Raw genomic sequence first — 14,324 nt, 5'->3', positions numbered from 1 at the left:
AGTTTATTTATGCTTTGATGGGTATTACCCGACTAGCCGCAAGTTTAGCACGGCTGCGGGCTTCGTCCGTATTAACGCCGTTTGCCAGCGCAACGCCCATGCGCCGGCGCTTGAATGATTCTGGTTTGCCGAACAAGCGTAAATCGCTGTGCGGGACGCTGAGCGCTTCAACCACACCGGAGAATGCAATACCTTGCGCTTCCAGTTGACCATAAATCACTGCGCTGGCACCCGGTGCCAGCAAAGTGGCATCCACAGGCAATCCCAAAATGGCGCGCGCATGTAAATCAAACTCACTTTGTTTCTGGCTGCACATGGTTACCATACCGGTATCATGCGGGCGCGGACTGACTTCACTGAACCAGACATCATCACCCTTGATAAACAGTTCCACACCAAAAATACCAAAACCACCCAGATCATCAGTAATTTTTTTAGCAATCTCACGTGCGCGTTCCAATGCCATGGGTGACATTCCCTGTGGTTGCCAGCTTTCGACATAATCACCAAGCACCTGCACATGGCCGATCGCCTCACAGAAATGCGTTTTAACATTACCGTCAGCATCCAGTGCACGTACCGTCAGTTGCGTAATTTCGTAATCAAAATGGATCACGCCCTCGACAATTACCCGCCCTTGATTTACCCGACTGCCGCTCGCAGCGTAATTCCATGCTGTTTCAATTTCATCTGCATTCTCGATGCGCGATTGCCCTTTACCCGAAGAGGACATCACCGGCTTTACGATGCAGGGATAACCAATCTTGCCATTAATTGCTACGCGCAGTTCATCCAGACTATCGGCAAACGCATACGACGAAGTTGGCAAACCCAGTTTTTCTGCTGCCAGACAACGAATTCCCTCACGATTCATCGTCAGTTTGGCGGCGCGCGCAGTAGGAATTACAGTAGCCATCTCCGCTTGTTCGATTTCTAACAGCATATCGGTTGCAATCGCTTCAATTTCCGGCACAATGATGTCGGGGCGTTCTTGCTCAATCAGTGCGCGTAACGCCTGACCATCCGTCATATTAATCACATGCGCACGATGCGCCACCTGTTGCCCAGGCGCATCAGCATAGCGATCTACTGCAATGGTTTCCACCCCCAATCGCTGCAGCGCGATAATGATTTCTTTACCCAGCTCGCCACTGCCCAGCAGCATGACTTTGGTCGCTGATGCACTCAGCGGTGTGCCGATAGCGGATCGTTTATTCATCATATTTTTTCCTCGGTTGCTGTTTTTTTCAAACTCTGTTGTTGTAACGCCCATTGCACATGCTCACGCACCAAAACTGAAGTATCATCGAGCCGTGCTTGCAGCGCTTGGACAATTTCCGCAGAATACGGTGCATTTCCTAAACCGACCGCAATATTTCGTAACCACTGCGTATGGCCGATACGACGAATCGCACTGCCGGCTAATTTAGCTTCGAATGTCTGTTGATCCCAACTGAACAATTCAATCAGCGACACATCATCCAATCCATTGCGCACATGAAAATCATTCTCATTAGTAATTTGGGCAAATTTATTCCACGGACACACCAACTGACAATCATCGCAGCCATAAATACGATTACCAATTAGCGGGCGTAACGACTCCGGAATGCTGTCTTTTAATTCGATGGTCAGGTAGGAGATACAGCGCCGCGCATCAACCTGATATGGCGCAACGATAGCCTGTGTCGGACAAATATCGATACATCGGGTGCAACTACCACAATAATTTTCAGTTTCCTCATCGACAGGTAGCGGTAGATCGGTATACATTTCACCGAGAAAAAACATCGAGCCCGCTTGGCGTGACAACAACAAAGTATGCTTACCGCGCCAACCCAGGCCGGCTTTCTGCGCCCACGCCACTTCCATAACCGGCGCGCTATCAGAAAAAACCCGGTAATTGAACGGCCCCGCTTCCGTTGTCATTTTATCCGCCAATTTTTGCAACCGAGAGCGCAGAACCTTATGATAGTCTCGTCCCAGTGCATAGCGCGAAATAAATGCTCGTTCTCCCGAGTGAATTACATCCCAGCTATTTTTGACTGCAGGTGGCGCATAATTGATGCACACAGAAATAATTCGCAGCGTACCAGGTTCAAGTTCGGCAGGACGGGTACGTTTGGTGCCATGTTTCACCATATAATCCATTTCACCGTGATATCCTTTGTTTAACCATGCGAACAAACTGGACTCGATCGCGGTGATGTCCGCTTTAGCATCGGCGATACGGACGTCATGAAAGCCTAGCTCCCTGCCCCATGTTTTAATGGCAACGGCAAAGGCTGCATAATCAGATATATTATTTGTTGGAGTATTCTCTTGCATAGCATTCATTCGACAGATGCTGAATCAGCACAAATTCTCACGCACTATCTTGCCGATGAAAAAGCAACCCTGAAATTCGGTGAAGAATTAGCAACTTGCTTGCATTCTGGCTTGACAATTCATCTGTTCGGTAATCTAGGCGCCGGTAAAACCACATTAACTCGGGGTATTTTACACGGCCTGGGATACTCGCATGTCGTCAAAAGTCCTACATATAATTTAGTTGAAATCTACAAAATCTCTGGGTTATACTTGTATCACTTTGATTTTTATCGTTTCAATGATTATTCTGAATGGGAAGAAGCAGGCTTCCGCGATTATTTTAATTCAGATTCTATTTGTTTGGTGGAATGGCCTGAAAAAGCAGGGGATTTATTGCCAAGAGCTGATCTGCAGTGCTTTCTTAACATGCTTGATCCGGGCAGAAATATTCAAATCCGGAGCAGCACAGAGACAGGAAAACAATGCCTGATACGTTGGAATACAGAAAAAAACACCTGATTGCATATTTTAGCGACTGCAGCAATGCTACCGTGAAACATGGTTTTCTGACGTCCCTGATATTAATCTTTTTTTGTTGCTGGATGTTGTTGAGCCAATCCGTTCTGGCTGCGAATGCCACCGTGCAATCCGTTCGCGTTGGATTGACCCCTGACTACACGCGTATCACGCTTGAATCCGATCTGCCGCTTGATTATGAACTGAGTATGCTGGATAACCCGCACCGCGTGGTTATTGATCTAAACAATACCAAGCTTAATCCGATACTGCATACCTTGCCCCGGCAGGTGGATGCCATCGACCCATTTGTGCAAAATATTCGTATCGGTCAGTTTACACCACACGTTATCCGGCTGGTATTCGATTTAAAAGCGCATGTTGTTCCACGCACATTTGTTGTACCACCCAAAGAAAATTTTGCTTATCGATTGATATTGGATATTTATCATCCGCACAAAGCAGCTAAGATAGATTTGAACAATCACGCCCATCCTGCTGCCAGCGCTGATCTTGAAACAGATGCTCTGGATAAATTGGTTACCGCTCTAATACAAGGGAGCAACAAACGAAAACCCAGCCCAGCCCAATTGATTCCTCCATCACCACCCCAACTCCAACCTCAACAAGCAAACCAAACTAAACAACCCGGCAGTTTTCAAGCAGCACAAAACCGTAAACCCAATTCGACGCCACCCAAAAGTATGGTGCCAAGGATTATCATTGTAGCAATTGATCCCGGCCACGGCGGCAAGGATCCTGGCGCAGTCGGGAAACAAGGCACCTACGAAAAGGATATCACGTTGGCAATTGCCAGAAAGCTTAAGGAAAAAATTGATAAAGAGCCCAACATGCGGGCTGTTCTGACACGTGATGGCGATCATTATATTTCGCTTCCGCAACGACGAATCATTGCACGACGCGCCAATGCCGATTTGTTTGTGTCAATACACGCAGACGCCAATCCAAAGTCACATGCCCATGGCTCTTCGGTATTCACGTTATCTGAACATGGCGCCACTTCGACTACGGCCAGCTGGCTAGCTGACAAGGAAAACAGCGTCGACGGTGATTTGATGGGAGGAATTGACATCACGTCAAAATCAAAAGATATCAAAGAATTGCTACTGGACTTGTCACTTAACGCCGCTATCAATGACAGCGTTAAATTGGCTGAATATGTGTTAATACAACTCGGCAACATAAATCACTTACACAAAAGAAATGTAGAGCAGGCTGGTTTTGCAGTACTTAAATCACCAGATATTCCTTCAATTCTGGTGGAAACCGCTTTCCTCAGCAATCCCAAAGAAGAAGTAAAATTACGCAGTGGAGATTATCAAAGCAAGATGGCAGACGCGATGTTTCTAGGAATTAAGAATTATTTTTTAGATAATCCGGCATTAGCTCGCGCTACGATAGCGCAAACAAAATAAATCTGCTGAATGTTTGTCGGAAGAATGGCAAATCTGATTAAACTGCTTTGGATTGCTATATGCATATACAATAACAATAACACCCTTTATTTTACGTAGATTGCAATAAGCACAACCAAACTAAGATGCGAGAATCTGCTTGCATTAGATAACCCGATCGGCTTTAAATCTGCTTGGTAATTTCCATGAATAAGACCAAGTCTAAATTAATATCTAGTCATCACTCTCGGAAAACCATGAGTCATTGGTATCAACTCTGTACTAAAGAAGGCTCTCCTCACATTATCCTGACGGGCAACTATACCTTGACCGCATTGAAATCCTTGTTGACACCCCTAGAAAACGAGCTATCCCGTGCGGCTGAAAATCAGAATCTTTATTGGGACTTAACGGGCATTGAACAAATCGATACTGCTGGCACTGTCATGCTCTGGCGTGCATGGAAAACAAAGCGCCCAGAGCATCTGCAACTACGTTCCGAACATGAAAAGATGTTTGAACGCTTAGAACGGTTACCCCCCCTCCGGTTAGAAACCAAGCACCGGGATTTACTATGGCCAGTCACTGCCTTAGGAGAACTAGCGCTAGTTTTATGGCAACATTTCGTAGGTTTGATCGCATTGATTGGTCAATTAATGCTTGATGTGATTTACTTAATCCGGCATCCTGTCTACATTCCTTGGCGTGAAATCTCAGCAAATTTATACAGGACTGGCGCACAGGCGCTGGGTATCACTGCATTGGTGGGGTTTCTGATTGGGATTGTATTAAGTTATCTTTCATCCAAACAATTGCAATTATTTGGCGCCGACATCTTTATAGTTAACATATTGGGAATTAGCATCATTCGCGAACTTGGCCCAATGCTGGCGGCAATACTGGTAGCGGGTCGCTCGGGTTCAGCAATGACTGCGCAACTGGGCGTTATGCGTGTAACTCAGGAACTGGATGCTTTGACTGTCATGGGCATCTCTCATAGTCAACGATTGATATTGCCCAAAGTGCTGGGTCTTGGTATTGCCATGCCACTCCTCGTTCTATGGACCAGTGCAGTGGCCTTATTAGGCGGCATGGTCGCAGCCGAAATACAGCTGGGCTTGCACTATCATTATTTCATTACTGCACTGCCGGATTCTGTACCAATAGGAAATTTGTGGCTGGGATTAGGAAAAGGTATTGTAAGTGGAATGGTGATAGCATTGATTGCATGTCATTTTGGCCTAAGAATCAAACCCAATACTGAAAGCTTGGGTGAAGGCACTACCGCTTCTGTGGTGACTGCCATCACCGTGGTCATCATTATAGATGCAATTTTTGCAATACTATTCTCTGACGTGGGAATTGGTTAGACTAATGAAAAAGTCGGAATGTATTATTGAAATCGAATCACTAAACACTCGCTACGGCAATCATATTGTCCATCGCGATGTCAATTTAAATGTGTATCGCGGCGAGGTTTTGACATTGATCGGTGGCTCAGGTAGTGGAAAAACGACATTACTACGTCATATGCTGGGGCTTGAGCAGCCTTCCCAAGGAACAGTAAAAATCTTTGGTAGCTCTCTAAAAGATGCCAATTCCAATCTGAAAAAAGAAAATATACGAAGTCATTCCGGCGTACTTTTTCAGCAAGGGGCATTATTTAGCGCATTAACTGTGTTCGATAATGTTGCGCTGCCCTTACGTGAATTGCATACGCTCAGTGAAGATATAATTCGTGATTTAGTATTAGTCAAACTCAATATGGTGGCAATAAAACTCGAGCATGCTGACAAGATGCCAGCGGCCTTATCCGGAGGAATGATCAAGCGCGTCGCCTTAGCTCGTGCGCTGGCATTAGACCCAGAAGTGTTATTTCTCGATGAACCTACTGCCGGACTGGATCCAGAGCTAAGTCAAAGTTTTGTAGAATTGATTCTAGCTTTACGCAGTGAAATGAATCTCACCATTGTTATGGTTACCCATGACCTTGATACGCTTGTAGCATTATCTGATCGCATTGCGGTTCTGGCTGATCAACAAGTGATCGTAACGGGCACCTTAGATGAAATAGATAGCTTTCAACACCCATTTATTACCAGTTTTTTTAAAAACATACGACATAAAATCGAGCAAAAAAATCACTCGGAGCGAACATGGAAAACCGTGCCCATGCCCTCATAGCCGGCATCTTTGTTATTTTATTGAGTATTTCTGTAGCTTTAGTCGCCATGTGGTTCAGCGGCAACAATACTAAGCGCACAGATTATCTCGTGGTTACCAAGGAATCAGTGAGCGGGCTTAATCCTCAATCTGCCGTACATTATCGCGGCGTTAATATTGGCAAAGTGGAAAAGATTCAATTTGATCCTGATAATCCACACCAAATACTTATCCAGATTGCAGTTAACGAGAATGTTACCCTGAGAAAAAGTGTTTATGCGCAATTAGGCTATCAAGGTGTTACCGGACTCGCTTATATTCAGCTCAATGATGATGGTGTTGATAATGAAATACTTAGCGATGAAAGGATTCCAATGCGTCGATCATTGCTGGATGAGGTCACAGGCTCTGGACAGGATCTACTCAGCAACGTCAATCAGTTGGTACTAAAAATGCACCAATTGTTGAATGAGCAAAACCAGGGGCATGTTTCACAAATTTTGCAGAATATTGATAAAGCGACTAAAAATTTTGATGGTATTGCTGGTCATTTGCAACCGGTGTTAAAAGCATTTACTGAATTAACCATAGAATCCGGCACCTTAGTCAAACGTTTGGACCAACTTCTGGGCGAGCTCAATCTTACGGTATCCAAAGCTAATCAAAAAGAAGGCATCTTTGATAGTTTGTCACAAAGTACCCAGGAGCTCGCCACTACAATTCCTGAGTTACGACAATTAAGTCACAGCATAATACGTAATTCCAACAACTTAGATAAAGTACTTCACCAATTAGAAGAAAATCCGCAGAGCTTAATATTTGGTCGCTCTCCTTCATCACCTGGCCCGGGCGAGACAGGTTTCGTTCCACCCACAGGAAATAAACCATGAAGCAAATGCTATTGTTAATCGTTATTCTTCTCTTTCTAACGGGTTGCTCTGTATTGCACAAACCTCAATCTGCCATATCGACTTACGCTTTTGGTATGCCGCATTTATCCCTGACCGAACAAGTGCCAAATCAATCGCAACTACACCGAAGAAGTCTGCTCATTAACGAAGCGGCAGCACCTGCTTGGCTAGACAGTACCGCGATCCATTACCGGTTGCTCTATGACAATCCTGCGCAGTCTTATGCTTATGCCAATAGCCGCTGGATTGCAGCACCTGCAACGTTGCTTACCCAACAAATACGCAACCGTATCGTGACCAACACGCCCGAGCAAGTCTTAAAAGATAGCGGCACAGCCAAAGCTGATTATGTGCTGCAAATTGAACTGGACGAATTTACCCAGCTATTTGATACAACAGATTCAAGTCATGTCGTTGTTAGTCTTCGTGTTAGCTTAATTGAACGTAATTCCCGCAAATTATTCGCTCAAAAAGATTTCAGTACTATCGAAAGCAGTCCTTCTGCTGATGCCGCAGGCGCAGTATTCGCGCTTAACTCTGCAAGCGATAAACTAATAAATGAATTAGTGAGCTGGTTGACCGTAAAACTGCCGCCCGCTTAACCTTGTTATGATTGCCAAAATTAATTACAAGTTTGATTAATTTGTCATTCGCTTATGATAGTATCCGGTAAATTATCATTTAGGGTTTTTCCATGCGTTTAATCTGTGCCGTGATCCTGTTAGTTTATTCTTTAAGTGCATGCGGGCTCAAAGGGCCGCTTTATCTACCTAAAACTGATGAAGCTAGTCGCTTGACTCCAGTTGAAATTGAAAGATAATGAGTGGTTTTCCAGAATTTGATTACCATGACGATGAGCTCTTTGTCGAATCAGTACCTTTAAAACAGATTGCCGAGAAATTCGGAACACCGTGTTATGTTTATTCGCAATCAGCTTTAACTAAAGCTTATCAAGAATTCGATGCTGCATTTGCAAGCCGTGACCATTTGATTTGTTTTGCAGTAAAAGCCAATTCAAATATTGCCATACTTAATCTATTCGCCCAACTTGGCAGCGGCTTCGATATCGTATCCGGCGGGGAATTGCAACGTGTCATTAAGGCAGGTGGAGATCCAGGAAAAACGGTTTTTTCCGGTGTTGGAAAAAGTATGCATGAAATGCGTATGGCGCTAGACGTCAATATCTTATGTTTCAACGTAGAATCTGAGGCTGAATTAATTTCATTAAATCAAATTGCCAAAGAAATGGACAAGATTGCACCGGTTAGTTTGCGTATAAATCCGGATGTCGATGCTAAAACGCATCCATATATTTCCACCGGGCTCAAAGAAAATAAATTTGGCATTCTGGCCAGCGAAGCTGAAAGGATCTACCAATTTGCACACTTATATCAAAATATTCGTTTTATCGGCTTAGATTGCCATATTGGCTCGCAGTTAACAGAACTCGAACCCTTCATCCAAGCCAGTAAAAAAATGCTCAGCTTACTGGATACCCTGCAGTCGAAAAACCTAGAAATTGAGCACCTGGATTTAGGCGGAGGATTAGGCATTCGCTATACTAATGAGATTTTGCCATCGATTCGTGATTATATCTCCATGCTTTGCGCCAGTACGCATCAAGCAAAACAGCGCCTCTTAATCGAACCGGGCCGCTCTTTGGTAGGTAACGCAGGCATCCTTCTAACACGCATTGAGTATCTGAAGCATACGCCTGTACGTAATTTTGCTATTGTTGATGCAGCAATGAACGACCTTATGCGTCCAGCACTTTATGATGCCTATCATGAAATTTTACCCGTTAAAAAGAATTCTGGAGAAATCAATGATTATCAGATCGTTGGACCTGTATGTGAAACGGGTGATTTTTTGGGTCATGATCGCAAAATTGGTCTGATTAGTGGTAATCTTTTGGCTATCATGTCAGCCGGTGCATATGGCATGAGCATGAGCTCGAATTACAATTCGCGGCCGCGCGTCGCTGAAATTATGGTAGATAAAAACACTACCCACCTTATCCGGCAACGTGAAACAATTGATCAGTTATTTTCTAACGAGAAAATTCCATCTTACTGAGCAACATGAATCAGGGGACGCATTTAATTGTATTAACACGTTGTATTGCTTTATGATAAATTTGTAATGACAAGCCACTCTCGCATCAATGATGAGCAATATCAAGACTACATCCTGCAAGGTGTCTCACGCACTTTTGCATTAACCATTCCACAATTACCTGAGACTTTACGTTGCATCATCGGTAATGCATACCTACTTTGTCGTATCACTGACACGATTGAAGATGATAATGCTCTGACAATCGAACAAACCCGACAATTATCGGACATGTTTGCTGAAGTGGTATGTGGAAATGCATCAGCAAAAGAATTTTCACAAATATTGCGCCCTCTCCTTTCTGAGCAAACCATTCCTGCAGAACATGACTTAATTAAAAATACACCCGCAGTTATTCGCATCACACACAGTTTCAATCCCGTGCAACGCAAAGCATTGGAGCGATGCGTTAAAATCATGGCTCAGGGTATGGCGGATTATCAGGAAACCGAATCTTTGGAAGGACTCAAAGATTTATCCGCAATGAACCAATATTGTTATTACGTTGCAGGCGTTGTCGGTGAAATGTTAACCGAGCTATTCTGTGATTACTCAGAGGAGATCAATGCGCATAAACCCACTTTGATGAAACTTGCCGTATCATTTGGACAGGGCTTGCAAATGACAAATATTCTTAAAGACATATGGGATGACCGTGAGCGTGGTGCATGCTGGCTGCCACAAGATATTTTTCTTAAGCATGGATTTGATCTCAGCAAATTGCATCCTGGCATGAGTGATACCAAATTTCAAGCCGGATTAGCAGAACTATTGGGAGTTGCCAAAGGGCATTTGCTTAACGCCCTAGTCTACACTAGCCTGATCCCTCCGCACGAAAAAGGTATTCGCCGTTTTTGTTTATGGGCCATTGGCATGGCCATCCTGACCCTCAACAAAATAAATCAACACCGAAATTTTTCTGCAGGAGCACAAGTAAAAATCAGTCGTCGTAGCGTTAAAGCGGCCATCGTAACAACCAGTTTGTTTGCCAGTCACAACTGGATACTCGAACTATTGTTCAAGTATACTTCCAGAAACCTTCCTGAAGTTAGCTTACACCAAGCGGTGTTATCAGAAATTAACTGAGCAATTGCGATAATATGAAATCATTGGTTACAGGCGCCACTGGATTTCTCGGTTCAGCGGTCATGCGATGTTTGCTCACTGCCGGACATGACGTTCGTGTTTTGGCTAGACCGAATAGTGATCGGAGAAATCTTAGAAATTTTGCAGTTGAAATTTTCGAAGGCGATCTACGTAACCATGAATCCCTGAAACGTGCAGTTCATGGTTGCGATAGCCTTTTTCATGTCGCCGCTGATTATCGCCTCTGGGTACCTGACCCTGAAACTATGTATGATATTAACATTCATGGTACGCGCGCACTCATCTTAGCTGCTCATCAGGAAGGCATAAAACGTATAGTATATACTAGCAGTGTAGCGACACTCGGCCTCAACCCCGATGGAGCACCGGCCAACGAAGAAACTCCATCCGATATTTCTACGATTTCCGGATACTATAAGCGCTCCAAATATCTCGCTGAACAAATGGTGAAACAATTAACCGATGAGTATCATTTACCCTTAACTATCGTCAATCCTTCAGCTCCGATAGGCCCTCGAGATATTCGCCCTACTCCAACTGGGCGCATCATATTGGATACACTCATGGGTCGTATGCCTGCTTACGTCAATACTGGACTGAACGTTGCTCATGTCGATGATATTGCATATGGTCATTTATTAGCGTATCAGCGTGGAAAAATAGGGGAACGCTACATATTAGGTGGCGATGACATGACTCTGTTACAAATCTTACAAACTATTGATTCAATCACCGGAACAAAGAAGAATCGCATCAACATACCTATCAGTCTAATGTTGCCTATGGCATGGTGTATGGAAAAAATTGCAAGCCTCACGCACTCAGAACCGCGCGCAACGATGGATAGCATTCGTATGGCCAAAAAAACAATGTTTTTCTCCAGCAAGAAAGCACAACATGAATTAGGCTACCAATACCGTCCGGCATTTGAAGCAATTAGAGACGCCATTAACTGGTTCAAAGAAAATGGTTACAACAACTAATTGATCAAAAACATTTGTCCTAAAAACACTACAAACCCAGGCTGATTTTGTTATTTCTTATTGCATAACTTCATACTTCATATATTTATGAATGCTCTCAACAGAATATTTATAAATACAGTTAATTATCTTCATTATAGTTTCCCTAAATATCGTCGATTACTTCTCGTAGCATTAATCAATCTGAAGTACATTAAAATTCTTAAACCTTAAAGTAACGATTTCTACACAATATTCTTCTGGTTTAACCTCAATTTTAATAGTCATTTGTCGTAAATACACCAGCAAGATTGATACAAATAAAACTATTTAATTAGCCAGTTATAGATCGAGCAGCACGAGTAATACGAAAGATACAACTATTTTCGGAGAAAAGCATGACGGACAAAAATATGAAAATTCTGGTAGTCGATGATTTTTCTACCATGCGTAGAATCATTCGCAACCTTTTAAAAGAGCTTGGATTTGTCAATGTTGACGAGGCTGAAGATGGTGCAAGCGCATTACGTAAACTGCAAGACGGTAACTTTGACTTTATTGTATCCGATTGGAATATGCCCAATATGGATGGGTTAACTATGCTACAAAATGTGCGCGCGAACTCTGCACTAAAAGATATTCCCGTCCTTATGGTCACCGCTGAAGCCAAAAAAGAAAACATTGTGGCTGCCGCCCAAGCCGGCGCAAGCGGTTATATTGTTAAACCATTCACTGCCATCGTGCTTGAGGAAAAGCTAAATAAAATTTTCCAGAACATGAAAGCCAAAATTTCTGAGAAGGCGTAAACCCCATCTATCAACGAATAGGTAAGTTAACTATGAATTCAAAAGATCAAATAAAAGTAAAAATTAACGAAATTGATCAAGCTCTAACCCCCAAAAAATCCAGAAAACCGATTCAATTAACTAATACATCAAAAAATTCTGAAACCAAATTCAACGATAACCAAGAACCCATAATAACTGACAAAAAAATTCTTGATCAGGTTGGGTTGTTAACACGGAACTTACACAATAGCTTACGGGAATTAGGGTATGACACACGTCTCCAAGAAATTGCTTCTGAAGTGCCCGATGCTCAAGATAAACTGGCTTATGTCGCCACAAAAACTGAACAAGCTGCTGAGCGCACACTCAATGCCACTGAAATCGCAATGCCGATTCAAGATAAACTTTCAAATGATGCAATTTATCTATCCGAGCAATGGAAAAAAGCCTTTGAAACCCAGCAAGCGAATTCAGATCCTGAAGTATTCAAAACATTGCTTATTGAAACACTTCAGTATCTTGACAAGGTACCCGAACAGACCAGTACAACCAATGCCCAATTACTTGAAATAATGATGGCACAAGACTTCCAAGATTTGACAGGCCAAGTCATCAAAAAAATCACGCATATGGTGCAAAGTTTAGAAAAAGATCTAATTGATCTTTTACTCGCCAATGCCCCTGCCAAGAAAATTACAACTGAACATGAAGGACTCATGAATGGACCAGTTACAAATCCTGAGAAAAGAAATGATGTCGTATGCAATCAAAACCAAGCGGATGATTTGTTAGCTAGTCTCGGTTTCTGAGAGAGGTAGCTTCATCTAATTTGTAGTCACCGCGACTTGATCTGACAGTTACTCTGACTTCACAAAGTACCTGTCAGATCAAATTCAGCTTCCCGTAAGAAGCAACCTGCGTTTTTGTTGGTTTTTGAATAACGCTATTGAGTGGTTCAATGGCTTAAGCTGTTCAGTGGCTTTTCTAGTCTCTCTGAACAATTAAATTGTGTAAAGATATATTTTATTGTCACTCTTTAACGCAATATCAGGGCTTAATTGCTTGCCCTATCTGGCGGCACCACTTCACTCCACAAATGGCTCATCAGCGCCCAAAACGAGATGCGCGCAGTTTTATATCGGCACGCGCCCAAGCCTGCTCAAAGCGTGCTGTGATAATGGCCGCCTCATCGTTTTTGTTTTGTGCTCGCAATGCCTGTGCTAAACCGTAAAGCGCCCATCCATTGTTGCGATTCCGGCGCAAATCTTCCCAATAAACTGTTTCCGCTTCATTGGGTCGCCCTGATTCCAGAAGGATAGCACCCAACGCCAACCGTGGCGGCAAGTGAAATTCCGACGGCTCGGTGTACACCAAAGCATCTTCCAGGCGAACCGCTTTTTCAAGATATGCAATGGCCTGATCGAACTGCCCTCGCGCAGCGGCAATCTCTCCTGCCAGAACTTCAGGCGCAGCGTTCAGCACAGTCTTCGTGGTATTTTTTGAGAGCAGTGGGCTATCCAGTAGCGGATCTTTCATAATCTTGCGCAGCGCTTCCAGTTCATTTTCAGCTTGCTGCAATTGTTTTGTTGCGACAAATGCGAGACCACGTACATAGTGCCAGCTTCCGGTTAAAAACAAATTAGTTGCGGGAGGCGCAGGCTGTGCAAGAATTTCCTGCCAGTGTCCGAATCGTGCAAGCGCCCAAAATGGCGTTACGCGGAATATAGCGGTCAGTGGTATTGTTTTCAACACTTCATCGTCAATCCTGCTAGCTGCTTCCTGCGCAGCGCTCATGGCAAGCTTACTCTGACCATCCAGCGTCGCTGCAAACCAGAGAAAATGAATGTTGTGCGGATAGTACACCATCGGATACAAACCTTGCGCCTGGCATTGCAAGATATAATCTTCATCCGCCGCGATTGCAAGTTGGTTGCTCTTTATTGAGTCGGCGTAACGGCCAACGCGCTGATAAATATGCGATGACATGTGTATCAGATGTCCCGCTGCGGGCATCAGCGTCAGCAATGTGTCGGCTGC

15 protein-coding genes are annotated in these 14,324 nt (G+C 43.7%); 12 read left to right on the top strand and 3 right to left on the bottom strand.

Annotation, left to right across the window (positions count from 1 at the left end):
- Window positions 1-7: 7 nt before the first annotated feature.
- Both purT and queG read right to left on the bottom strand, forming a co-directional pair.
- Window positions 8-1,222 (bottom strand): formate-dependent phosphoribosylglycinamide formyltransferase, encoded by a 1,215-nt coding sequence (gene purT / locus Q0C11_RS01320; protein WP_293005058.1) that lies wholly within the window; start codon window positions 1,220-1,222, stop codon window positions 8-10.
- Complete coding sequence (gene queG, locus Q0C11_RS01315) at window positions 1,219-2,328, bottom strand: tRNA epoxyqueuosine(34) reductase QueG (RefSeq protein ID WP_293005147.1); 1,110 nt, start codon at window positions 2,326-2,328, stop codon at window positions 1,219-1,221. Before queG ends, purT begins: the two co-directional genes overlap by 4 nt.
- Here queG and tsaE point away from each other — a divergent pair.
- The 12 genes from tsaE (at window position 2,323) to cheZ (ending at window position 13,096) form a co-directional block, all read left to right on the top strand.
- Entirely contained in the window at window positions 2,323-2,829 is a 507-nt protein-coding gene (gene tsaE / locus Q0C11_RS01310; protein ID WP_293005056.1) for a tRNA (adenosine(37)-N6)-threonylcarbamoyltransferase complex ATPase subunit type 1 TsaE, read from the top strand. The two genes, queG and tsaE, sit on opposite strands and share 6 nt — an antisense overlap.
- Window positions 2,793-4,262 carry an N-acetylmuramoyl-L-alanine amidase gene (locus Q0C11_RS01305; RefSeq protein ID WP_293005054.1) on the top strand — a complete coding sequence of 490 codons (1,470 nt, stop codon included), beginning with the start codon at window positions 2,793-2,795 and terminating at the stop codon, window positions 4,260-4,262. Before tsaE ends, Q0C11_RS01305 begins: the two co-directional genes overlap by 37 nt.
- 236 nt (window positions 4,263-4,498) lie before the next feature.
- A complete protein-coding gene (locus Q0C11_RS01300; RefSeq protein WP_293005052.1) occupies window positions 4,499-5,611 on the top strand; it encodes an ABC transporter permease in 1,113 nt (370 codons plus the stop codon).
- A gap of 4 nt (window positions 5,612-5,615) precedes the next feature.
- Window positions 5,616-6,425, top strand: a complete 810-nt coding sequence (locus Q0C11_RS01295) for an ABC transporter ATP-binding protein (protein WP_293005050.1) — start codon at window positions 5,616-5,618, stop codon at window positions 6,423-6,425.
- Window positions 6,398-7,294: an MlaD family protein gene (locus tag Q0C11_RS01290; RefSeq protein ID WP_293005048.1), complete on the top strand. Its 897-nt coding sequence runs from the start codon at window positions 6,398-6,400 to the stop codon at window positions 7,292-7,294. The genes Q0C11_RS01295 and Q0C11_RS01290 overlap by 28 nt, the downstream gene beginning before the upstream one ends.
- Window positions 7,291-7,917, top strand: a complete 627-nt coding sequence (locus tag Q0C11_RS01285; RefSeq protein WP_293005046.1) for an ABC-type transport auxiliary lipoprotein family protein — start codon at window positions 7,291-7,293, stop codon at window positions 7,915-7,917. Before Q0C11_RS01290 ends, Q0C11_RS01285 begins: the two co-directional genes overlap by 4 nt.
- Before the next feature lie 92 nt (window positions 7,918-8,009).
- Window positions 8,010-8,135 carry a lipoprotein gene (locus Q0C11_RS01280; RefSeq protein WP_293005045.1) on the top strand — a complete coding sequence of 42 codons (126 nt, stop codon included), beginning with the start codon at window positions 8,010-8,012 and terminating at the stop codon, window positions 8,133-8,135.
- Window positions 8,135-9,391 carry a diaminopimelate decarboxylase gene (gene lysA / locus Q0C11_RS01275; RefSeq protein ID WP_293005044.1) on the top strand — a complete coding sequence of 419 codons (1,257 nt, stop codon included), beginning with the start codon at window positions 8,135-8,137 and terminating at the stop codon, window positions 9,389-9,391. The genes Q0C11_RS01280 and lysA overlap by 1 nt, the downstream gene beginning before the upstream one ends.
- A gap of 66 nt (window positions 9,392-9,457) precedes the next feature.
- Window positions 9,458-10,516, top strand: a complete 1,059-nt coding sequence (locus Q0C11_RS01270; RefSeq protein WP_293005042.1) for a phytoene/squalene synthase family protein — start codon at window positions 9,458-9,460, stop codon at window positions 10,514-10,516.
- Between the two features lie 14 nt (window positions 10,517-10,530).
- A complete protein-coding gene (gene hpnA, locus Q0C11_RS01265) occupies window positions 10,531-11,520 on the top strand; it encodes a hopanoid-associated sugar epimerase (protein WP_293005040.1) in 990 nt (329 codons plus the stop codon).
- Window positions 11,521-11,897: 377 nt separating this feature from the next.
- Window positions 11,898-12,305: a chemotaxis response regulator CheY gene (cheY, locus tag Q0C11_RS01260; RefSeq protein ID WP_293005038.1), complete on the top strand. Its 408-nt coding sequence runs from the start codon at window positions 11,898-11,900 to the stop codon at window positions 12,303-12,305.
- 32 nt (window positions 12,306-12,337) lie between these two features.
- Entirely contained in the window at window positions 12,338-13,096 is a 759-nt protein-coding gene (gene cheZ, locus Q0C11_RS01255) for a protein phosphatase CheZ (protein ID WP_293005037.1), read from the top strand.
- Window positions 13,097-13,391: 295 nt separating this feature from the next.
- Here the strand turns inward: cheZ and Q0C11_RS01250 are convergent.
- The coding region (locus Q0C11_RS01250) for a tetratricopeptide repeat protein (RefSeq protein WP_367273719.1) at window positions 13,392-14,324 on the bottom strand (933 nt) is incomplete at its 5' end.

Origin of the sequence: Nitrosomonas sp., from assembly GCF_022842015.1 — a bacterium.
In the GTDB taxonomy this organism is placed as follows: domain Bacteria; phylum Pseudomonadota; class Gammaproteobacteria; order Burkholderiales; family Nitrosomonadaceae; genus Nitrosomonas.
The sequence above is the reverse complement of the archived record's forward strand: the minus strand, read 5'-3'. Positions and strand labels throughout refer to the sequence as shown.

Excerpts from the sequence above, each read along its gene's own strand:
- purT (WP_293005058.1), bottom strand. The coding sequence starts at position 1,222 with ATGATGAATAAACGATCCGCTATCGGCACACCGCTGAGTGCATCAGCG.
- queG (WP_293005147.1), bottom strand. The coding sequence starts at position 2,328 with ATGCAAGAGAATACTCCAACAAATAATATATCTGATTATGCAGCCTTT.
- Q0C11_RS01305 (WP_293005054.1), top strand. The coding sequence starts at position 2,793 with ATGCCTGATACGTTGGAATACAGAAAAAAACACCTGATTGCATATTTT.
- Q0C11_RS01300 (WP_293005052.1), top strand. The coding sequence starts at position 4,499 with ATGAGTCATTGGTATCAACTCTGTACTAAAGAAGGCTCTCCTCACATT.
- Q0C11_RS01295 (WP_293005050.1), top strand. The coding sequence starts at position 5,616 with ATGAAAAAGTCGGAATGTATTATTGAAATCGAATCACTAAACACTCGC.
- Q0C11_RS01290 (WP_293005048.1), top strand. The coding sequence starts at position 6,398 with ATGGAAAACCGTGCCCATGCCCTCATAGCCGGCATCTTTGTTATTTTA.
- Q0C11_RS01285 (WP_293005046.1), top strand. The coding sequence starts at position 7,291 with ATGAAGCAAATGCTATTGTTAATCGTTATTCTTCTCTTTCTAACGGGT.
- Q0C11_RS01280 (WP_293005045.1), top strand. The coding sequence starts at position 8,010 with ATGCGTTTAATCTGTGCCGTGATCCTGTTAGTTTATTCTTTAAGTGCA.
- lysA (WP_293005044.1), top strand. The coding sequence starts at position 8,135 with ATGAGTGGTTTTCCAGAATTTGATTACCATGACGATGAGCTCTTTGTC.
- Q0C11_RS01270 (WP_293005042.1), top strand. The coding sequence starts at position 9,458 with ATGACAAGCCACTCTCGCATCAATGATGAGCAATATCAAGACTACATC.
- hpnA (WP_293005040.1), top strand. The coding sequence starts at position 10,531 with ATGAAATCATTGGTTACAGGCGCCACTGGATTTCTCGGTTCAGCGGTC.
- cheY (WP_293005038.1), top strand. The coding sequence starts at position 11,898 with ATGACGGACAAAAATATGAAAATTCTGGTAGTCGATGATTTTTCTACC.
- cheZ (WP_293005037.1), top strand. The coding sequence starts at position 12,338 with ATGAATTCAAAAGATCAAATAAAAGTAAAAATTAACGAAATTGATCAA.